Below are 20,601 nucleotides of genomic sequence, written 5' to 3'. Positions count from 1 at the left end.
TGTTTTCCGATTCCCGTTTCCCCATTCCCGGCTTCATCGGTGTCACTGCACCGAGTAGCTCACCGACAGGGTCACGTTGGCATAGCCGCCGTTGCCGCCGAGCGCGCGGATGAAGTAGCTGCCGGTCGCCGGCAGCGCCGTCTGCACGTTCTGCGTGGTGCCGTTGCGCACCGAGGTGTAGTCGGCATCGCTGCCGTCCGCGCTGGGCGCGCGCGTGGCACGCACGTAGAGCTTGAGCTGGCCGCTGCCGCCCAGTGTGCGGATCTGCAGGTTGCGCGCGTTGAGCGGCACGTCCAGGCGGTACAACTGGCCCTGGCCGGCCGTGGCGGACAGCTTGCCCAGCGTGCCGCGGTCGACGTTGATGGCCTTGCCTTCCTCGCCGCCGCCATCGGCGCCTGCGGCACGCGCCACGGCCTTGGCCGCGTTGAGGATGCCGACACCCAGTGGCAGCACCGGCTTGACCGGGAACTGATTGGAGGTCTGGGCCAGGATGTCGCGCATCTGCGTCGGCGACGGCACCGGGCGATTGGCGTTGAGCGCGGCGCTGATCGCCAGCGCGACCACGCCGGCGACGTGCGGCGACGCCATCGAGGTACCGGCATAGCCGGCATAGATCGATTGATCGGGGCCGTGCGTGCCGTTGTTGAGGGTGGACCAGATCAGGCCGGTGCGGACCGAGCCGGAGCCGCTGGACGCGTCGTTGGCATAGACGCCGCCGCCCGGCGCCGACAGGGTGATGCTGTTGCCGTAGTTGGAATAGTAGGCACGGCCGCCGGTGATGCCGGTGGCGGCCACGTTGATCACGCCCGGGCAACTGGCCGGGCTGAATCCGGCGGCGTCGGCGTTGCTGTTGCCGGCGGCGACCACCACCACGCTGCCGCGCCCGATCGCGCTGGCGATGGCGTTGGCGGTGACCGCATCCTGCTCGCAGGATCCGCCGCCGCCCAGGCTCATGTTGATGACCTCGGCCGGGTTGGCATTGTCCGGCACGCCGTCGATGTGGCCGCCCGATGCCCAGACGATGGCGTCGGCGATGTCGGCGGTGGTGCCGCCGCAGTGGCCGAGCGCGCGGATCGGCAGGATCCTGGCGTCCGGGGCGATGCCGACCATGCCCACGCCGTTGTTGGTGCGCATGGCGATGGTGCCCGCCACGTGGGTGCCATGCCAACTGCTGTCGCTCTGCTCGCCCGGCTGCGCACAGCCGCCGTTGGCCGCCAGGTACTTGTCGTCGGTGGTCCAGTCGCCGGTGTCCCAGCCGCCGGCCGCGCGCCCGTTGCTGGCCCGGCCCGACACCAGCGCGTCGCTGATGAAGTCGTAGCCGGCGCTGGCCAGCGAGGTGTCCAGATCCGGATGCGCGGTGATGCCGGTGTCGATCACCGCCACCACCACGCCCTGGCCGGTGCCGTACTGCCAGGCCGGCAGCAGGTCGATGCCGCCGCGGTTGGCGTAGCCGGTGGTGTCCGGCGCCAGCGTCTCCAGGTGACCGTCCGGCGTGCGCAGGTGCCACTGCACCACGTAGCCTGGATCGTTGGGCGCGGCGACGGGCGTTGCGCTGGCCTGCGCGGTGCTGCGCACCGGCTTGAGCAGCAGGTTCGGCTCCACGTGCGCCACCGTCGGATCGGCCTTGAGGCTGGCCATCAGCGTCTCCAGCTGCGACTGGCTCAGGCGGCGGTCGGGCCGGACCAGATCGGCGCCGATCCCGAGCCGGCGCACCCGGCTCAGCGCCGGCGCGCTCTGCCGGTAGGTACTCGACCACATGTTGGCGGCGCTCGGCGCGGCCATGATCTGCTTCAGCTTGGCGGCGGCGGCGTTCGCATCGCGGCGCTCGCTGCTGCCGTCGCGATAGGTGACGATCAGGCCGTCGTAGAGCTTGGACTGGCCGGGCGCGGCGGTCTCCAGAACGGAGAAGCGCGGGGCGGACTGCGCGTGCGCGCCGGAGGCCAGCGCCAGACCCAGCGACAGCGCCAGCAGGGTGCGGGGAAACGAGGAAATGTCGGTCATGTCTGGATCTCTACGGAAGGTCGGAAGGAGGCGGCGGCAGTGCGGCGAAGCGTGGCATCACCAGCTGAAGCCGGCACCGGCGGAGACGCTCTTCTCGTTGCCGGAGAAGGCGCCGCCGAGCGAGACGCTGGCGCGGTTGCCGATCGCGCGCTGGTAGCCCACCGCCAACGCGTTCTCGCCGCCCTGCGAGCCGACACCGACGCCGACCCGATTGGCGCCGCCCAGGCCGGAGGTGTTCGTCGCCATGCCGGCATAGGCCGCGCTGACCGCGCCCATCCGGTCGATGCGCCGGTCCATGTCCTGGAAGCGGTGGTCGGTGTCGGTGCGCAGCTTGGTCAGGTTGTCGTCCCAGCCGGCCATGCGGCTATCGGTGTAGGCATTGGCGCTGCGCAGCGTGGCGCTGTCGCCGGCCTGCATCTGGCCGACATTGGCTGCATCGGTGGCGGCGCTGCCGGCCGCCACGTTGCTGATCTGGCGCTCGTTGCCGGCGCTGCCCACCGAGACCGTATTGGCGCGGGTGGCGCTAGAGCCGCGGCCCAGCGCCACGGCGTTGTCGGCCGAGACCGAGGCGCCCTGGCCCAGCGCGGTGCCGGAGGCGGCGGTGACGGTGGCGCTTTCGCCGACCGCCACCGCGTTGGTGGCGTTGGCGCTGATGCTGGCGTTGGCGCCGACCGCGGTGCTGCCGTCGGCATTGACCCGGGCATTGCCGCCCAGCGCGGTGTCGTTGGGACCGTAGGCGAGGGCATTGGCGCCCATCGCAGTGCCGTTGTGGCCGTTGGCGGTGGCATCGGCGCCGACCGCCACGGCATTGGTGCCGGCGCCGACGCTGGGTCCGCCGCTGCTGCCGCTGCCGATGGCCACGCCACCGCCGCCGCCCTGCGCGAGGCTGCCGACGCGGGTGTCCAGCGTCGATAGCGCACCGTCCAGCGCCGACAGCGCCGAACCGACGCTGCCGTAGGTCTTGCCCTGGATCAGGTAGGCGCTGCCGCTGAGCGTGCCGTCGTTGCCGACCACGCTGCCGGCGCCGAGCGCGGTGGCGATGCTGCGCAGCTGCAGCACGTTGACCGCATCGGTGTCGGCGGTGCCGGCGGCGACATAGGTCAGCTGGCGCAGCGCGCCATCGCTGCCGAAGGCCACCGTGTTGTCGCGGTCGGCGACCGCGCCGGCGCCGATCGCCACGCTGTTGGCGCCGGTCGCGGCGCTGTTGTAGCCCAGTGCGACGCTGCCGGCGGTCAGCGCGGTGGCGCCGCTGCCGAGCGCGGTCGCACCGGCCGCGTTGGCGCTGGCGATAGCGCCGAAGGCGCTGGCGTCCTCGCCATCGGCGAAGGCCTGCGCGCCGATCGCGGCGGCATTGTTGCTGGTGGCCACCGATTGGGCGCCCAGCGCCAGGCTGTAGGTCGCGTCGGCATGGCTGTCGAAGCCCAGTGCGGTGCCGTAGTCGGACAGCGCCCAGCTGCCGGCGCCGATGGTCACCGCGCCCAGGCCGTTGGACTGGGCCGGGATGCCGGCGTTGCTGGCGCCGATCGCCACGCTTTGCTGGCCGGACGAAGAGGCGTTGTCGCCGAGGGCGATGCTGCCGGCACCGGTGGCCATGGCGCCGTAGCCCATGGCCACCCCGAAGAAGCCCGAGGCCACGCTGTAGCCGCCGTTGGCGATCGCGCCGACGCCGCTGGCGTTGGCGGCATAGCCGAAGGCGCTGGCCTGTTCGGCCGCGGCGACCGCGGAGCTGCCGGCGGCGGTGGCGTAGTCGGCGGTGGCGGCGGACGCGGCGCCGATCGCCGTGGCGCTGGCGCCGCTGGCGCTGGCGTTCCAACCCAATGCGCTGGCGCTGGAGGCGGTCGCGGCAGCGGCGGTGCCGAGCGCCAGCGCACCGAAGCCGGTGCTCAGCGCGCCGGCCGAATCGCCGTAGGTGCTGCCGAAGAAGCTGCCGCCGATCGCGATCGCCGACGTGCCGCTGGCCACCGCACCGTCGCCCATCGCGATGGCGGCGGCGTCGGAGGCCACGCTGTGGTGGCCGATGGCGATGGCGAAGGCGCCGGACGCGTCGGCGCGTGCGCCCATCGCCACGGCGCGCAGGCCGGCGGCGCTGGCGAAGTCGCTGCCGTCGTTCAGGCCCTCGGCCATGAAGTAACCCGTGGTGTTCTGGCTGCCGGGCTGCACCGGCGCGGAGGGATCCGCGTCGTCGGCGGGCTGCGCATCGCCGCTGTTTGCTGCTGCCGTGGTCGTGGCGGGCTGGGCGACAGGCGTGACGGCCGCGGGCGCATCGGCCGCACTGGCGGCCAACGGCGCCGCCGCCAGCAGCAACGCGACCGTCAGCAGGCTGTAAGGAGCGTGCGACAGAGTGGACGAAGGGCGTGTGCGGCGCGAGCGAACGAGCGTGTGCTTAACGGGCATGAGCGGTTCCATGGAAGCGCTGGGACGATGGTCCCGGCAATGGGTTTAGCCCCGATTAAGGCGGTAATCCCCGGCCGCCTTCAATGCCGGTAAATTCACCTCAACCTCACGGTAGACTCACCGACATGGGAGTCTGGGTGGGACGCATGCCACAAAATCTGCTGGTCCGGCTGTGGCGCCGGCATTGGAGATGGCTGCGGCGTGTCCCCATCGCCGATCCGGTCGATCGCCGCAACGCGCCTGCGCTGCAGGTGCTGTTCCTGTTCCTCGGCTGCGAGATCCCGCTCAACAAGCTCTACCACCTGCTGACCGCGCCGCAGATCCAGATGACCGCCGGCCAGCTGGCGGTGGACGTGGGCACCGACGCGGCGATGTCGGTGGCCGCCTGGGCCGGGGTGTGGATGATCCGCCGTGGCCTGCTGCAACAGGCCGCCGCCGCGTTCATCGCGGTGGTGCTGTGTTCGGCGGTGGCCGCCAACCTGGCCTTCGGTTACCAGGTGCAGGCCTTCGATCCCTTCCCGATGATGATGTTGACCCTGGCAGCCCTGGTGATCGGGCGGCGCGCGCTGTGGGTGGTGTACCTGTGCATCACGCTGATTTTCTGGGCAGGCATGGAGAGCCCGTGGGGGCGCGATCCGCGCGGCACGCGCAGCCCGTTCCAGAACCTGCCGTCGCTGGCGCTGAGCTACCTGATGATCACCCTGGTGCTCGATCGCACCGTGGCCGCGTTGCGCGAGAGCCTGTGGCGCGCGCGGCGCAGCGCCGCGCGGCTGCGGGTGGAGATGCGCGAGCGCGCGCAGGCGCAACAGCGGTTGCTGCATCTGCAGAAGATCGAGCTGGTCGGGCAACTGGCCAGCGGCGTGTCGCACGACTTCAACAACGTCCTCAGCGCGATCCTCGGCTATGCCGAGCAGCGCCACTGCGTGCACGAACTGGATTTCGATCCGCCGCGCGATGCGCTGGCGCTGGCCGACGCACTGGACGGCGTGGCGCTGGCCGCGCAGCGCGGCGTGGCGATCAGCCGCAAACTGCTGAGCTTCAGCCGGCGCGAGGTGAGCGTGCCCGAGCGCTTCGACGCCGGCGAGGCGCTGCACGGCATCCAGCCGATGCTGCGGCAACTGTTCGGGCCGACCGTGCGCCTGCATCTGGACGTGGCGCCGGAACCGCTGCCGCTGTTCCTGGACCGCAGCCGGCTCGACCTGACCTTGCTCAATTTCGCCGCCAATGCGCGCGATGCCATGCCCGACGGCGGCAGTTTCTCGATCTGCCTGCGCCGCGATGGCGCCTGCGCCTGCGTCGAGATCGCCGATACCGGCGTGGGCATGAGTGCGGACGTGCAGCGGCAGGCGTTCGAGCCGTTCTTCACCACCAAACCGGCCGGTCAAGGCACCGGGTTGGGGCTGGCGGTCGCGTTCGAAATGGCGCAGGAGGCGCACGGCAGCCTGGAGGTGCGCAGCGCGCCGGGCGCGGGCACCTGCTTCGTGCTGCGCCTGCCGCTGGCGGCGCTCAGCGTTCCTGCGGCATGAACAGGTAACCCTCGCCACGCACCGCCTTCAGCGGCAGCGCGACGCCGGTACGCTCCTGTACCTTGAGCCGCAGCCGGTGCAGCAGCGCGTCCAGGCGATGCGGGTCGACCTCCAGGCCGAGGTTGCCGCCGAGCATGCCGATCAACGCGTCGCGGGTGACCAGCCGTCCGCGCGCGCTCCACAGGCTCTGCACCACCTTGCGCTCGGAACCGGTCAACGGCACCGCCTGTCCCTCGGGCGAGAACAGGCACCAGCCGTCGTCCTGCAACTGCCATTCCTCGGCCGCGTTGGGTGCCGAGGACGGCGGACGCGACATGCGCCGCGCCACGCTGAACAGCGTGGCGGCCAGGATCTCGATCTGCACCGGTTTGATCAGGTAGGAGTCCGCGCCCTGGGTCAGGCCGCGCACCAGATCCGGCTGCTCGCCGCGCCCGCTCAGGATGATGATGCCCAGCCCCGGGCGCTGCGCCTGCAGTTGCTCGGTCAAGGTGAAGCCGTCGCTGTCCGGAAGGCCGATATCGAGCACGATCAGGTCGAAGCGGTGGTCGTCCAGCGCCGCCCACAGCGCCTGCGCAGTGCGCAGCGGCGTGACCTCGAAACCGTGCCGCTGCAACCCGGGCAGCAGGACCCGGTCGCGCAGCACGTCGTCGTCCTCCAGCAGCGCCACCCGCAGCGGGGCGGTGGCGGTGGCGACGATCGGCTGGCCTATCGGATCGGAAAATCTGCTCACGACGCGGAATCGGGATGGGCGGCATTCCTGCCGGAGGCATCGTGCGGCAACGAGGCTGCGCGCAGCCGATGCATCTTGCCGGTGTTCGACAGTAGCCAGTTTCTGCAGCGCTTTCAATGCGCGGCGTGCTGGGGCTGCACGCGGATTCGGCGCCGTGCACGCCGCGTGCGCCGTCTTCACGCGGCAGATGCGGCAGTGCGAAGCCGGCACGCTGGCATGCGGGCGCTTGCGTTGCCGCGCCGCGAGCCCAAGATTGAATCCATCGCGTCGCTGGCGCAGCGTACGTCCACGCCGCAGCAACGCAACCGCCCAAGGACACCGCACGATGCACCAGACATTGCCGGATCACGCCCTGCCCATGCCTGCACCGGCCGCCGCGGACGCAGCGCTGCAGGCGTTCGTCGCGCGCCACCGGCGCCTGTTCGTGCTGACCGGTGCCGGCTGCAGCACCGATTCGGGCATTCCCGATTACCGCGATGCCGCCGGCGACTGGAAGCGCGCGCAGCCGGTCACCTACCAGGCGTTCATGGGCGAGCTGGCCACGCGACAGCGCTACTGGGCGCGCAGCCTGGTCGGCTGGCCGCGCTTCGGCCATGCCCGACCCAACGCCACGCATGCGGCGCTGGCGCAGCTGGAAGCGCGCGGCCAGGTCGAACTGCTGCTGACCCAGAACGTGGACCGCCTGCACCAGGCCGCCGGCAGCGCAGCGGTGATCGACCTGCACGGGCGCCTGGACGTGGTGCGCTGCATGGGCTGCGAGCGGCGCCTGCCGCGCGAGGACTTCCAGCAACAGTTGCTGCAGCACAACCCGCACTGGGCGACGCTGCAGGCCGGGCAGGCGCCAGACGGCGACGCCGACCTGGAGGACGTGGACTTCGCTGCCTTCGCGGTGCCGGCCTGCACGCAATGCGGCGGCGTGCTGAAGCCGGACGTGGTGTTCTTCGGCGAGAACGTGCCGCGCGAGCGCGTGGCCGCCGCCTTCTCGCACCTGCAGCAGGCCGATGCGATGCTGGTGCTGGGGTCGTCGCTGATGGTGTATTCCGGCTTCCGCTTCGTGCAGGCCGCGGCCAAGGCGGGAGTGCCGATCGCCGCGGTCAACCTGGGTCGCACCCGCGGCGACGACCTGCTGAGCCTGAAGCTGGCGCAGCCCTGCGCGCAGGCGCTGGCGTTCCTGCTGCCGCGTGCGGCCGCCTAGCGGCTGCGGCCCGATCCTTTCGCTGTACTTCCGCGGTCTGGACGGCAACCGATCGAGGTCGGTAGCGTCCTGAACATAGGGGATTGTGACTGGGTTCTATTTGGCGTGATGCAATTTGCATATGCCACTTAACACAGGAATCAACCGGCCATTCGGCTTTGCCACTACGCCGTCAATCACTTCGCCGTCCTGTTTGATCGTGACGTCGGCCTGCAGGATGTCGTTGGACGAAGTATCGACTCTTTCGTAATCCGTCCATTGGTAAATCGTGTTCGTGCTTCCGTCGTACTGCGACTGCGGCTTTGTGAGGTAACTGGTGGCCCCGCCATGGAATTCCGTCATTACGATGTAACGACCGGGCTTGATTCGGGTGAACATGAATTCGCCATTGGCGTTCGTCTTGCCTGCAAGACCTGATGCAAAAGCACGCTCATCCACTTCAACTCGCACTTTTCCGCCTTTATTACGGTTGGCATCAATCAGATCGATCGCTTCCTTCAGGTAGGGAGTGTACGGGAACAGCATGATCCCCTGATTCGGCGTCGTCTGGAATTGAGCGCCGCCTACCACCGGCACTCGCCCGCAAGTGAAGCCCTTGATGGTCGAATTGCCTTCGGACTGCAGACTCATATCCGCGTCTGCAGGGCTGAATATCGCCTTGGGCCTGACAACCTTGCGGCGATCCGCGATTTTTGGCGCCGCACCGCGGTCGTTATCAGCGTCGACGACTGCAGCCTCTCGGCTAGCGGCCACCGATACCTTGGCGGCCTCGTCTGCGCTCATGCCGCCATTCAGCGCGGCCAGTAGTGGCTTGGCGAGCGAGGAATTGCGAGCGGCATTGCGTCGGCTGGCATTTGCGGGCTGTCCATTCAATTTTGCGCCATCAAAGAACGAACAGACGCTGCCTTTCGCATCGGGCGCAGTCATGCCCTTGGGTAATTCGAAGGAAATGACTGCTGCATCAGTGTCGGGCGCCACTATCATGACAATAGGAAAGCCGCGCGCGGTCGCGGACGCTTTCTGCGCGAAGACCATGGTGATGAGACCGTCTTCGAAAACGGAGGGGCCTTGGATGAGCTGAAATTTCTGGCTCTTTGCCATGGCCGCGAGATTGGCTGTCGCCGCAACCTTGTCAGTGCCGTATAGCCCAACGAAGCTCTGGTGAATAACGCCACCGTTGGAGCCGGGAGATGCGTTGTAATTTTGCTCGCATTCGCTCGCTGCGTGGGCGGTCTGCGCATAAACCAGCATCCCCAGAACTATCCCGCACGCACTATATTTAATCGCACCAAACATTGCCTTTGCCATGGCATCTACATGCCCCTGTGTGAAGTTAATTAGTATTCTGGATCGGCTTCAAAATAGCAAACAGCATCACGGGTTGTCGGCGTTCAGATGAGGATGGCCATGCGGTGCGACGCCAGTGCCCCACTATTTGCGCTGCCTTTCCATTACCCAAAGCGTGTTATCAACTTGACGATCCTGCTGTCGTGGTTGAATGCAAGCGCCCGTATCCATCCGAAATTTCCGATTAAGAGTGGGCGTTAGCCTATCTGGGCTTGATGACGGAGCGGGGTGCGCAGCGCAAGTACGCGTTGCGGGCGATGTTCAATGCATTGCGCTGGATGGCGCGAGCTGGAGCACCGCGACGACTGCTGCCCAATGACGGCACGCCATGGAACGCGGTCTACCAGCAGCCACCAGCGCTGGCTGCACGCGACTACCAGCACTTGCCGGAAACCTGGCTGGCCTGCATTGTCACTGACCTGTTGAGCCTGAAGCTGGCGCAGCCCTGCGCGCAGGCGCTGGAGTTCCTGCTGCCGCGCGTGGCCGCCTAGGGCGTGTCATCAATCCCCGAGCAGCTCGCGCCACCCCGCGCATACGTGTTCCCGTCAGCGCTGGCACGGCAGCGTGCACGCGCAACAGTGGCCCTACGGGTTGGGCCTGTCAGGCCGCCAGCCGGCACCGCGCGGCTTGACCTGACCGCCAGTCAGGCGCTGCGCCACGCAGCACCGGCTGGCGACCTGACAGACCCAACGCGACCTGCTCGGGAATCGATGACACGCCCTGGCGGCTCCGGCGCCGCGCGTTCCGAATCCGCGCACGAACTGATCCATCGGCGGTGGTTGATCGGCAGCGCCGGCAGGAGTGCAATGGCAGCTTGCCCGCGGTGCAGCGGGCGTCCCCACGGAACGCCACCTTGAGCCATCTCTTCTCGCCCCTCGCCCTGGGGCCGCTGTCGTTGTCCAATCGCATCGTCATCGCGCCGATGTGCCAGTACTCGGCCGAGCATGGCCAGGCCAGCGACTGGCACACCATCCACCTCGGCCAGCTGGCGCAGTCCGGTGCCGGTTTGCTGATCCTGGAAGCCACCGCTGTGGAGCCGCGCGGGCGCATCAGCTACGCCGACCTGGGCCTGTGGGACGACGCCACCGAAGCGGCGCTGCGCGGGGTGCTGGCCTCGGTGCGGCGCTGGTCGCCGATGCCGCTGGGGATTCAGCTCGCACACGCCGGGCGCAAGGCGTCCACGAACAAGCCGTGGGAGGGCGGCGGCGCGATCGCGCCGGGGCAGCCGAACGGCTGGCAGACCGTGGCGCCGTCGGCGCTGGCCTTCGCCGAACACGGCACGCCGCCGCAGGCGCTGGACCTGGCCGGCATCGACGCCGTCGTCGCGGCCTTCGTCGCCTCGGCGCAGCGCGCCGAACGGCTGGGGTTCGAGCTGATCGAATTGCATGCCGCGCACGGCTATCTGCTGCACCAGTTCCTGTCGCCGCTGAGCAACCAGCGCGAAGACGCCTATGGCGGCAGCCTGGAGAACCGCATGCGCCTGCTGCTGCGCGTGCATGCCGCGGTGCGTGCGGCGGTGTCGGCGTCGGTCGCGGTGGGCGTGCGCCTTTCCGCCACCGACTGGGTCGAGGGCGGCTGGGACGTGGCGCAGAGCGTCGCCCTGGCGCAGGCGCTGCAGGCGCAGGGCTGCGATTACCTGCACGTGTCCAGCGGCGGCCTCGATCGCCGCCAGCAGATTCCGCTGGCGGCCGGCTACCAGGTGCCGCAGGCCGAGGCGATCCATCGCGCGGTGCGCATGCCGGTGATCGCGGTCGGCCTGATCACCGAGCCGCAGCACGCCGAGGCGATCCTCGCCGAGGGCCAGGCCGACGCGATCGCGCTGGCCCGCGGCATCCTCTACGACCCGCGCTGGCCGTGGCATGCCGCCGCCGCGCTGGGCGCGAAGCTGAAGCCGTCGCCGCAATACCTGCGCTGCGAACCGCGTTCGGCGCGCGGCCTGTTCGACGCGTGATGCGCGCGCGCTGCGCCGCGCAGGTCGCGGCATCCACCACGAGTTGTGCAAGGAGTTGGCGATGAGCATCGGATTTCTCGGCCTGGGCACGATGGGCCAGCCCATCGCGCACAACCTGCTGCGCGCCGGGCACGCGTTGACCGTGTGGAACCGCAGTGCGGCCGCGGCGCAGCCGCTGCTCGAGGCAGGGGCGCAGCTGGCCGCGCAGCCGGCCGACGCGGTGCGTGGCCAAGTGGTGTTCTCGATGCTGGCCGATGATGCGGCGGTGCGCGAGACCCTGCTCGACCGCGGCGCGCTCGATGCGCTGCCGGCCGGCAGCGTGCACGTCAACATGGCCACGATCTCGGTGGCGCTGGCGCGCGAGCTGAGCGCCCTGCATGCCGAGCGCGGCGTGGCCTACCTGGCGATCCCGGTGCTGGGCCGCAGCGACGTGGCCGCCGCCGGCCAGCTCAACCTGCTCGCCGCCGGCGACACCGCCGCGCTGGCGCGAGTGCAGCCGCTGCTGGAGGTGATCGGGCGCAAGACCTGGTATTTCGGCGCAGCGCCGGAGCAGGCCAATGCGGTCAAGCTGGCCGCCAACCTGTGCCTGGCCAGCGCGATCGGCACCATGGCCGAAGCCTCGGCGCTGGTGCGCGGGCATGGCGTGGACGCGGCCGATTTCCTGGGCATGCTGGTCAACACCCTGTTCGCCGCACCGGCGTACCAGAACTACGGCGGCATGATCGCCGAGCAGCGCTACAGCCCGGCCGGCTTCAAGACCACGCTGGGGCTGAAGGACGTGCGCCTGGCCTTGAACGCCGGCGAGACCCGGCACGTGCCGATGCCGCTGGCGGCGGTGCTGCGCGACCAGTTCATCGACGCGATCGCGCACGGCGACGGCGAACTGGACTGGTCGGCGCTGGCCAAGGTCGCCGCACGCCGCGCCGGCCAGGCCTGAGCGTTCGCTGCTGCGGCGCGGCGGCCGCCATCTTCAGGCGGCCTTGTCGCGGTTTGGTGCAGACTGCGTCGCCGCGCTTGAGCTGGCCGCGTGCTTGCCGCTAAGGTGCGGCGGCCTGCAAGCGCATCATAGGAGGATGCCATGAGCCCGAATTCGTCCGACCCCGGCGCCATGACGCCCATCCAGCCGCCGCGCGCCGTCGCGCGCGAGGCCGTGCTCGGTCCCGAGCATCCGGAGCATCCGGACCACCTGCTGTACGCGCAGATCCGCGAAGGCGTGCACGCGCTGGATGCCGCCTGCGGCCGCGCGCCCGACGCGATCAGCGAGCGCATGGTGGCGCGGCTGCTGCCGCTGGCCAAGGAGTACGGCTTCGACCAGGTCGATCACGTGGTGCTGAGCCGCGAACTGGGCGAAGTGGAGCAGGGCGAGAACGTGTTCCTGGTGCGCGGCGACCTCGACGACCCGGCGCATCTGCGCGCGCACATCACCACCCACGAGGCGGTGGGCATGTCCGTGGAAGAGTCGCTGGCGCGGCTGGAGAAGGTCAACCGACGCCTGGCGCTGCGCCTGCGTCCGGAGTGAGTGCGGCCCGGCGCGCAGGCGAGGCCGCCTGCCGCCAGCATGCGGATGCCGCACCTTGTAGGAGCGGCTTCAGCCGCGACGAGCGAAGCGGTGCATTTCCTTGGCGGTAAAGCGTCGGGACTGAAGTCCCTCCCACAGTGCGCCCGGTTGGCCTGCCGCAACTCCCTGTAGGAGCGGCTTCAGCCGCGACCGGCGAAGCGATGCATTTTCCTTCGCGGCAAAGCGTCGGGACTGAAGTCCCTCCCACAGTGCACCTCGCTGGCCTGCCGCAACTCCCTGTAGGAGCGGCTTCAGCCGCGACCGGCTTTACCGATAGATCCTGTCGCGGCTGAAGCCGCTCCTACAGACGGTAAGACTCCTGGCAATGCCGCTGCGGCATCCCACAGCCAATGTCCTGGCAACATCCGCAGCCCACCATCCCGAGTCCCGAATTCTCCTATCATTGCGCGGATGCGCCCCGACTACATCCTGACCCTGTCCTGCCCGGATCGTACCGGCATCGTCTATCGCGTCAGTGGCCTGCTGTTCGAGCACGGCTGCAATATCCTCGACGCGCAGCAGTTCGGCGACGAGGAGAGCGGTCGCTTCTTCCTGCGCGTGCACTTCGATGTACCCGCCGACGGCATCGTCGCGGCGGTGAAGGTGCAACTGGCGCCGCTCGCCGCCGACTACGCGATGGACTGGCAGCTGCACGATGCGCGGCGCCGCGCGCGCCTGCTGGTGCTGGTCAGCAAGCAGGGCCATTGCCTCAACGATCTGCTGTTCCGCGCGCACAGCCGGCAACTGCGCGTGGACATCGCCGCGGTGGCGTCCAACCACGACGATTTCGCCGCACTGGCGCGCTCTTACGACGTGCCGTTCCACCACCTGCCGGTCGGCGCCGACAACCGCGCCGAACAGGAAGCGCAGCTGCTGGCGCTGGTGGAGCGCGAACGCATCGACCTGGTGGTGCTGGCGCGCTACATGCAGATCCTGTCGCCGACGCTGTGCGCCGCGCTGGCCGGGCGCGCGATCAACATCCATCACAGCTTCCTGCCCAGCTTCAAGGGCGCGCAGCCGTACCACCAGGCGCACGCACGCGGGGTCAAGATCATCGGCGCCACCGCGCACTACGTCACCGGCGATCTCGACGAAGGCCCGATCATCGAACAGGACGTGGCCCGCGTGGACCACGCGATGACCCCGCGCGACCTGGTGCGCCTGGGCAGCGACACCGAATCGCAAGTCCTGGCCCGCGCGGTGCGCCGCCATGTCGAGCATCGCATCCTGCTCAACGGGCATCGCACTGTGGTGTTTCGGTGAGGTCGGGAATGGAGAATCGGGAATCGGGAATGGCAAAATCAAGAGCGTGAGCGCGGCTTTAGCTTCGCGTGTTCCAATCCACGATTCGCAATTCGAATAATGCCTGTCGCGGCTGAAGCCGCTCCTACAAAAAGCGGCATCGAATCGAAATTGCACCAGCCGCAGCATCGGCGCATGGAGACCTCGGCGCTGCACCGAGCCTGCATGCCCGGTGCAGCCGCTTTTGCCAATCCCAAATCCCAAATCTCTAATCCCCGCCCCTCAACGCGCCGCGTTGGCGTTCATCGTCGCGTTACGGCTGGCGTCCAGGTATTGCGCCGGATCGCGCATGCCGGTGGTGTGGCACTGGCCGGTGGTGTGGCCGCGGTTGACCCCGCCCGGCAGTTGCGCGTTGACCTGCTCGACCACGCCGTCTTCCGGATCGTCCAGCACCAGGTCCGAGGCCGCGTTGCAGTAGTCGTTGGTGTACCAGTTGGTCTTGGCGAAAGAGGTGGTGTAGTAGTTGACCTGCGCCCGCGCCGAGGTCGGGATGCCGGCCAGCCAGGCCTTGGCGCCGTCGTAGGTCATGTCGCTGTTGCTGCCGCAGCCAACGCCGAACCACGAGCCCACTGTGGCCAGGATGCCGGACAGGTTGGTGCCCTGGTAGGGTGTGCCGACCGACTGCATGACGCGCCCGCCGCTGGCATTGTCCAGCCCGCTCCAGTAGTAGCTGTACAGGTGCAGCGCGGCCATGCCGCCCTGGCTATGCGCCACCGTGCCGAACGAATTCCATTGGCTGCCGAACTGTCCCAGCAATTGCGCGAACTGGTCGTTGCTGCGGTTCTGGTTGGCGTCCAGGAAGGTCGAGGCGTTGCTGAACTGCGCCGCCGGCCACACCCCGCCGGAGCAATAGCCGTGCACCAGTACCAGGCGCGATCCGGTCGCTTGCGCTTGCGCATCGGTCGCCGCGCGCTGCAGCGTCGCCGGGCGCTCGCCCATGCGCATGCTGGCGTCGATCGCGCCGCCGCGCGCCACGCTGCTGCGGCGCAGTGCCGGCAGGGTCAGCGCCAGCGTGTCGCGCGTGGCCAGCGGCACGAAATGGTCCGGGTCCTCGATGCGCAGATTGCGCAGCGTGAACGGCGCACGTGCGCCGGCACGCACGATCCAGCGTTCGTCCACGCTCAGCGGCAGGCGTCCGTTGTGCGGCGCGAGCATGCCGCCGAGCCAGGCCACCGGCACCGCGCTGCCATCGCGACCGGTGCCCCACAGTTCGCCGAGCACGCGATAGTGCGCCGGCGCCTGGCCGCTGGCGCTGACCGGGATCGGCAGCGCCAGGCGGGTGCCGTCCTGTGCGCTGGCGCTCACCGCGTCGGCGGCGATGCGCAAGCTGGTATCGAGCACCGGCAGCACGTGTTCGCTGGTGCGCACGAAGGCCTGGCCGGCCGCGTCCTCGCCGTGCACCACCACCTGCGCGAGATAGCTGCCCGGCGCCTTCGCCGGGAAATCGCCGGCATAGATGCCGTCGCCGGCGGCGCCGTCGCCATGGCGGCCGTCGTCGGCCATCGGCCACTGGGTCACCGTGCCGTCGGGCGCGGTGACGCGCAATTGCGCGTCGCGGATGCGTCCGGCATTGCTGGCGAGCGCGGTGGCGCCGTGGCTGTCGCTGCCGCCGAGCAGCGCGGTCAGGCCGATGCGCTGGCCGCTGTGCAGTTGCCGGCGGTCGCTGGGATAGGACGCCAGCTGGGTGCGGGCATCGCCTTCCATCAACAGGTAGCCGCGTTGCGCGGCGCTGCCGTCGGCGCGCAGGGTCAGCGTCCAGCTGCCGTTGGCCGCCCTGTCCACGCGGTACTCGCGGGCCGGTAGTGCGGTGTCGCCGCTGCCCAGGCGAGTGGCGACCGCGTTCGGCACGATGGCGGCGCTGGCGCGAGCGTTCGCCGCGCCGGGCGCGTGCAACTGCGGTTGCCAGTCGTGCGTGCCGGACAGCAGCACGAAGCGCAGCTTGCCGTTTTCCACCGGCAGCGTCGCCTGCCATTGCGCCGCTTCGCCGCTGCGTGCGGAAGCGAATTCCACCGGCAGCAACGCGCTCTTGGACAGGATCGCGGCCTCGGCCGGCGCCGGCGCGCGCATCTGCGCGAATTCCTCGGGAGGGCCGGCCAACTGTTTGGGAACCAGATCGGCCGCCTGCGCGAGCAATGGCGACAGCAGCAGCGTGGACAGCAGGGACAACTTCGGTAGCGTCGGCATGGCGGCTCTCTCCTTGAACAATGCGAAGCCAGGCAGTACGGCGATCACGATCGCACGCCTGCGCAGCGGATGCAGCGCCCCCTCGCCGCGACGTGACTGCGTTATACCCCGCCCAGATGACAGTTCCACGGTGCGCTGCAGCACCGGCGTGGCCATGCGCCGCGGCGATCCAGTGCAGCCGCCGCGTGAATGGGCTAGTGTCTGCGTTGGGGCGGCATGGCGATGCCGATGGCAATACTGGAGTAGCCAGGGGGATATCCAGATGCTGCGCAATGCGGTGCTTTTCTCCGTTTTCTTCGCCGGGCTGGCGCCCGTCGCGGTCCTCGCGCAAGCGCCTGTGCCGACGCGCACGGCGTTCGCGTTCTGCAGCGTGACCGACACCGGCGGGGTGCCGGCAAAGGTCTGGGCCTCGCCGGTCGTCGAGATTGCTTATCAGGACGACGCCAGCGGCTGGCTGCGGCGCAGCAACGAGCTAGCCAGTGATTTCCTACAGCATGTGGGCAGCCTCGGCGGGGCGGGAACCAAGGACTGCATGCTCGGCCCAGGGCGCGAGGAAGCGCTGGCGCAGCGCGAGCAGCAACGCGCGATATGGAGCAAGCGCCTGTACCTGATGAAGGTGGGCAGCTGGCGCGACGTGGACTGGACGCCGCCGCCGTGGGATGCCGCCGCCAAGCCGTCGGCGCAGATCACGCGCTATTTCTACTGCTACGCGACCCAGGTCGACATTCCCGATCGCAGCGACCTGGCGCACACCGTCGCCACTCAGATCTTCGCCATGCCGAGCGGCGCCGATCCGACGGCGGTCTATGCGCAGAGCGCGGCGTATGCCGAGGAATTCAAGCAGACCGTGCGCGCGCACGGCCAGCCGGAGGAAGACACGACCTGCACCGCATACGACACCCAGGCCGAAGCGAGCAAGGCCAGTCGCGACTATCGCAGGCTGTTCGGCGGGTTCAACACCAAGTTCGCCGAAGTGGCGTGGATGCCGAGCGGCCGCGCAGCTGCAGTGGCTGCGGCGACACCGACTTCGGCGTCTGCCACGCCGATCGCGGCCACTGCGGCTGCGGCAGCAGCGCCCAGAACACTCGGCGTGCGCATCGCGCCGGTCACCGCGGAAGTGGCGCTGGCAACCGGACTTCCTTCCGCGCGCGGCGCATGGATCGTGGAGGTGATCGACGGCAGCGTCGCCATGCGGGCCGGGATCAAGCCGATGGACGTGCTGCTGGAGCTCGACGGCCGGCCTGTCGGTGGCCCTCAGGACGTGCCACCGCTGGTGGCCGGGTTGCGCGCAGGCGTTCCCGTGCCGGCGCAGATATGGCGCGATCGCCGCATGCAGCAGCTGAGTCTGTTGTTCGCGAGCGGCGCTGCCGCTGCGGTGGCGGCGCAAGTGCCAGCGGCCGCTGCGCCAACGACGGAGTGAATCGCGCTCGCTTGTAGCTACGTGTGCTTTGCCATGTCGGGTATTCGTCGCAGTCGCCCGCGACGTGCATCGCAGTGGGGCAGGGCGGCCTGTTTCCAGCATCGGCGCATGGACCCGGCACTGCGCGGCGATGCACGCGAACGCGCATGCCGTGCACCCAGCCGTTGCGATACCCGGCGTGCAGCACGCCGGGTATCGTCGGCTCATCGCCTACTTACGCCGCTTGCGCCTGCTGCGCGCGCAGCTGCCGCGCTGCGGCCACCATCGCTTCCAGCGCGCTGCGCGTTTCCGGCCAGCCGCGGGTCTTCAACCCGCAATCCGGATTGACCCACAGCTGCTGCGGATCCAGCACCGCCCGCGCCTTGTCCAACAGTTGCACCATCTCCTGCGTGCTGGGCACGCGCGGCGAGTGGATGTCGTACACGCCCGGGCCGATCGCGTTCGGATAGCGGAAGCGCACGAACGCGTCGAGCAGCTCCATCCGCGAGCGCGAGGTCTCGATCGAGATCACGTCCGCATCCATCGCCGCCACCGCCTCGATGATGTCGTTGAACTCCGAGTAGCACATGTGGGTATGGATCTGGGTGGCGTCGCGCACCCCGGCCGCGGCGATGCGGAAGCACTGCACCGCCCAGTCCAGATACGCCTGCCAGTCGGCACGGCGCAGCGGCAGGCCTTCGCGGATCGCCGGCTCGTCGATCTGGATCACGCCGATGCCGGCCGCTTCCAGATCGCGCACCTCGTCGCGCAGCGCCAGCGCGATCTGCCGGCAGGTCTGCGCGCGCTCCTGGTCGTCGCGCACGAACGACCACTGCAGCACCGTCACCGGCCCGGTCAGCATGCCTTTCATCGGCTTGTCGGTCAGCGACTGCGCGTACTGGGTCCAGCGCAGCGTCATCGGCGCTGGCCGCTGCACGTCGCCGTAGATGATCGGCGGCTTCACGCAGCGCGAGCCGTAGCTCTGCACCCAGCCATGCTTGGTGAAGGCGAACCCGTCGAGCTGCTCGCCGAAGTATTCGACCATGTCGTTGCGCTCGAACTCGCCGTGCACCAGCACGTCCAGCCCGAGTTGCTCCTGCGCGCGCACGCAGCGTTCGGTTTCGGCGGCCAGGAACGCGTCGTACTCGGCATCGCCGAGCTTGCCGGCCTTGTGCTGCGCGCGTGCCTGCCGCACCTGTGCGGTCTGCGGGAACGAGCCGATGGTGGTGGTCGGGTAAGCCGGCAGCCGCAGCGCCGCCTGTTGCGCCTCGCGCCGCTGCGGATACGGCGACTGCCGGCGCCCGGCGTCCTCGCTCAGCGCCGCCACCCGGCGTGCGACTTCGGGGCGATGCACCCGCGCGGACGCGCGTCGCGCTTCCAGCGCCTCGCGCGCCGCGGCCAGTTCGGCCTGCGCCTGCGGCAGCTCGTGCAATGCATCGGCCAGCGTGCGCAATTCCTGCAGTTTCTGTTTGGCGAAGGCCAGCCATGCAGACAGTTCGTGGTCCAGCGCCTTTTCCTGCTCCAGATCCACCGGCACGTGCAGCAGCGAGCACGACGGCGCCAACCACAGCCGTTCGCTGCCGACATGCCCGGCGGCGTAGCGCGCCAGGATCAGCGCAGTGTCCAGCGGCGTACGCCACACGTTGCGGCCGTTGACCAGCCCCGCCGACAGCACGCGCCCGGCCGGCAATGCCTGCAGCACCGCGTCCAACTGTGCCACGCCGCGCACCAGATCCACGTGCAGGCCATCCACCGGCAGCGCCGCGGCCAGTTCCAGGTTGTCGCCCAGCTCGCCGAAATACGTGGTCAGCAGCAGCTTCGGCCGCGGCGCTTGCGCCAGGAAGGCATAGGCGCGGCGATAGGCGTCGCGTGCGGCTTCGTCCAGGTCCAGCACCAAGGCCGGCTCGTCGATCTGGACCCAGTTGGCGCCGGCCGTGTCGAGTTGCTGCAGCAGGTCGGCGTAGGCCGGCAGCAGGCTGTCCAGCAGCGCCCAGCGGTCGCTGCCGTCCACGGTCTTGGACAGCAGCAGGAAGGTCACCGGCCCGATCAGCACCGGCCGCGTGGTGATGCCCAGCGCCTTGGCTTCCAGGAACTCGGCCAGCGGCTTGTCGCCGCGCAGGCGGAAGTGCTGGCGCCGCGCCAGCTCCGGCACCAGGTAGTGGTAGTTGGTGTCGAACCACTTGGTCATTTCCAGCGCGTGCAGGTCCAGGCCGTTCTCCTGCGAGCCGCGCGCCATCGCGAAGTAGCCGGCCAGCGGATCGGCATCGGCCAGCGCGCGGTAGCGCTGCGGGATCGCATCGAACAGGAACGCGGTGTCGAGCATCGCGTCGTACAGGCTGAAGTCGTTGCTGGGCGGAAGATCCACCCCGGCCTCGACCTGCAGCCGCCAATGCTGCTGGCGTAGCTGCCGCGCGGTGTCTTGCAGGCTTGCCTCATCCGTTTCGCGGCGCCAGTAGCTTTCCAGCGCACGCTTGAGCTCGCGCCGCGCACCGATGCGCGGGAAGCCCAGGTTGGTCACGATCGTCATTTGCGTTTCCTCATTGCGTTCATAGGCATTGAGGAACGAAGGAACCGCGCGCCGTGCGCCCGTTCGCACGGGACGCCCGCCACGCCAGCGACCTTCGCCCCCGCGGGCGAACCGGCGCCACGCGGGCAGGCGGAAGAGCGCAGCGCGGCGCAGGGCCACGGCACGGCTTCCGGCCGCCTCCCCGCGGAGACGCCAGGTCGAATCGGAGGACGCACAGGTCCTCCGGCCGGGGCCGGTATTCGGGCTGATGGACGAGCGCACCGTGCCGGCTGCGCGCCTACTGTCCGTCGCTTCCCAGGCCGGCATGCGCCGGCCCAGTGCCATTGACGGAGGTCGTTTCCATTCACCGCTGCGGGGCAGCTCCGGAATGGGCAGGCGCTTGCGGCGCCAGCCTTCACCGGATTCCCGTTTAAATCCATCCCTTCATCCGAATGAAGAGATGGATACCTTCGGCATGCGCAAGATAGGCGGTGTGGGCTGACGGGTC

The 20,601-nt window shown here is 69.3% G+C and carries 13 protein-coding genes, 1 pseudogene and 1 riboswitch; of the genes and pseudogenes, 8 read left to right on the top strand and 6 right to left on the bottom strand.

Annotated features, from left to right (window positions below):
* Positions 1-42 precede the first annotated feature (42 nt).
* Both HEP74_RS20400 and HEP74_RS20395 read right to left on the bottom strand, forming a co-directional pair.
* Complete coding sequence (locus HEP74_RS20400) at positions 43-2,001, bottom strand: S8 family serine peptidase (protein ID WP_185814409.1); 1,959 nt, start codon at positions 1,999-2,001, stop codon at positions 43-45.
* Between the two features lie 57 nt (positions 2,002-2,058).
* Positions 2,059-4,395: a YadA family autotransporter adhesin gene (locus tag HEP74_RS20395; RefSeq protein ID WP_255427815.1), complete on the bottom strand. Its 2,337-nt coding sequence runs from the start codon at positions 4,393-4,395 to the stop codon at positions 2,059-2,061.
* 146 nt (positions 4,396-4,541) lie between these two features.
* On the opposite strand from HEP74_RS20395, the gene HEP74_RS20390 reads away from it, so the two are divergent.
* The gene (locus tag HEP74_RS20390; protein ID WP_185814408.1) at positions 4,542-5,921 is read left to right on the top strand and encodes a sensor histidine kinase; all 1,380 of its coding nucleotides are present in this window, start codon (positions 4,542-4,544) and stop codon (positions 5,919-5,921) included.
* On the opposite strand, the gene HEP74_RS20385 is transcribed toward HEP74_RS20390, so the two are convergent.
* Positions 5,902-6,651, bottom strand: a complete 750-nt coding sequence (locus HEP74_RS20385; protein ID WP_185814407.1) for a response regulator transcription factor — start codon at positions 6,649-6,651, stop codon at positions 5,902-5,904. The two genes, HEP74_RS20390 and HEP74_RS20385, sit on opposite strands and share 20 nt — an antisense overlap.
* Positions 6,652-6,976: 325 nt before the next feature.
* On the opposite strand from HEP74_RS20385, the gene HEP74_RS20380 reads away from it, so the two are divergent.
* A complete protein-coding gene (locus HEP74_RS20380) occupies positions 6,977-7,846 on the top strand; it encodes an SIR2 family NAD-dependent protein deacylase (protein WP_524540755.1) in 870 nt (289 codons plus the stop codon).
* Between the two features lie 96 nt (positions 7,847-7,942).
* Here the strand turns inward: HEP74_RS20380 and HEP74_RS20375 are convergent, their stop codons facing one another.
* Complete coding sequence (locus HEP74_RS20375) at positions 7,943-9,154, bottom strand: hypothetical protein (RefSeq protein ID WP_185814406.1); 1,212 nt, start codon at positions 9,152-9,154, stop codon at positions 7,943-7,945.
* A 245-nt stretch (positions 9,155-9,399) separates the two neighbouring features.
* Here HEP74_RS20375 and HEP74_RS20370 point away from each other — a divergent pair.
* The 5 genes and pseudogenes from HEP74_RS20370 to purU all read left to right on the top strand — a co-directional run.
* Positions 9,400-9,543 (top strand): annotated as a pseudogene (locus HEP74_RS20370) (transposase); the annotation flags it as partial.
* 503 nt (positions 9,544-10,046) lie between these two features.
* Complete coding sequence (locus HEP74_RS20365) at positions 10,047-11,144, top strand: NADH:flavin oxidoreductase/NADH oxidase (protein ID WP_185814405.1); 1,098 nt, start codon at positions 10,047-10,049, stop codon at positions 11,142-11,144.
* A 61-nt stretch (positions 11,145-11,205) separates the two neighbouring features.
* The gene (locus HEP74_RS20360; RefSeq protein WP_185814404.1) at positions 11,206-12,081 is read left to right on the top strand and encodes an NAD(P)-dependent oxidoreductase; all 876 of its coding nucleotides are present in this window, start codon (positions 11,206-11,208) and stop codon (positions 12,079-12,081) included.
* 171 nt (positions 12,082-12,252) lie between these two features.
* Positions 12,253-12,663, top strand: a complete 411-nt coding sequence (locus HEP74_RS20355; RefSeq protein WP_185816739.1) for an XVIPCD domain-containing protein — start codon at positions 12,253-12,255, stop codon at positions 12,661-12,663.
* A gap of 450 nt (positions 12,664-13,113) precedes the next feature.
* Entirely contained in the window at positions 13,114-13,965 is an 852-nt protein-coding gene (gene purU, locus HEP74_RS20350) for a formyltetrahydrofolate deformylase (protein WP_185814403.1), read from the top strand.
* Positions 13,966-14,226: 261 nt separating this feature from the next.
* Here purU and HEP74_RS20345 read toward each other — a convergent pair whose 3' ends face one another.
* Positions 14,227-16,188, bottom strand: a complete 1,962-nt coding sequence (locus HEP74_RS20345; RefSeq protein ID WP_185814402.1) for a choice-of-anchor X domain-containing protein — start codon at positions 16,186-16,188, stop codon at positions 14,227-14,229.
* Between the two features lie 262 nt (positions 16,189-16,450).
* Between HEP74_RS20345 and HEP74_RS20340 the strand changes: the two genes are divergently transcribed.
* Positions 16,451-17,608 (top strand): S1C family serine protease, encoded by a 1,158-nt coding sequence (locus HEP74_RS20340; RefSeq protein WP_185814401.1) that lies wholly within the window; start codon positions 16,451-16,453, stop codon positions 17,606-17,608.
* 214 nt (positions 17,609-17,822) lie between these two features.
* Here the strand turns inward: HEP74_RS20340 and metE are convergent, their stop codons facing one another.
* Positions 17,823-20,114 (bottom strand): 5-methyltetrahydropteroyltriglutamate--homocysteine S-methyltransferase, encoded by a 2,292-nt coding sequence (gene metE / locus HEP74_RS20335; protein WP_185814400.1) that lies wholly within the window; start codon positions 20,112-20,114, stop codon positions 17,823-17,825.
* 213 nt (positions 20,115-20,327) lie between these two features.
* Positions 20,328-20,581, bottom strand: a riboswitch (cobalamin riboswitch).
* Positions 20,582-20,601: the final 20 nt, after the last annotated feature.

It is taken from the genome of Xanthomonas sp. SS, assembly GCF_014236835.1.
Taxonomy (GTDB): Bacteria; Pseudomonadota; Gammaproteobacteria; order Xanthomonadales; family Xanthomonadaceae; genus Xanthomonas_A.
The sequence above is the reverse complement of the archived record's forward strand: the minus strand, read 5'-3'. Positions and strand labels throughout refer to the sequence as shown.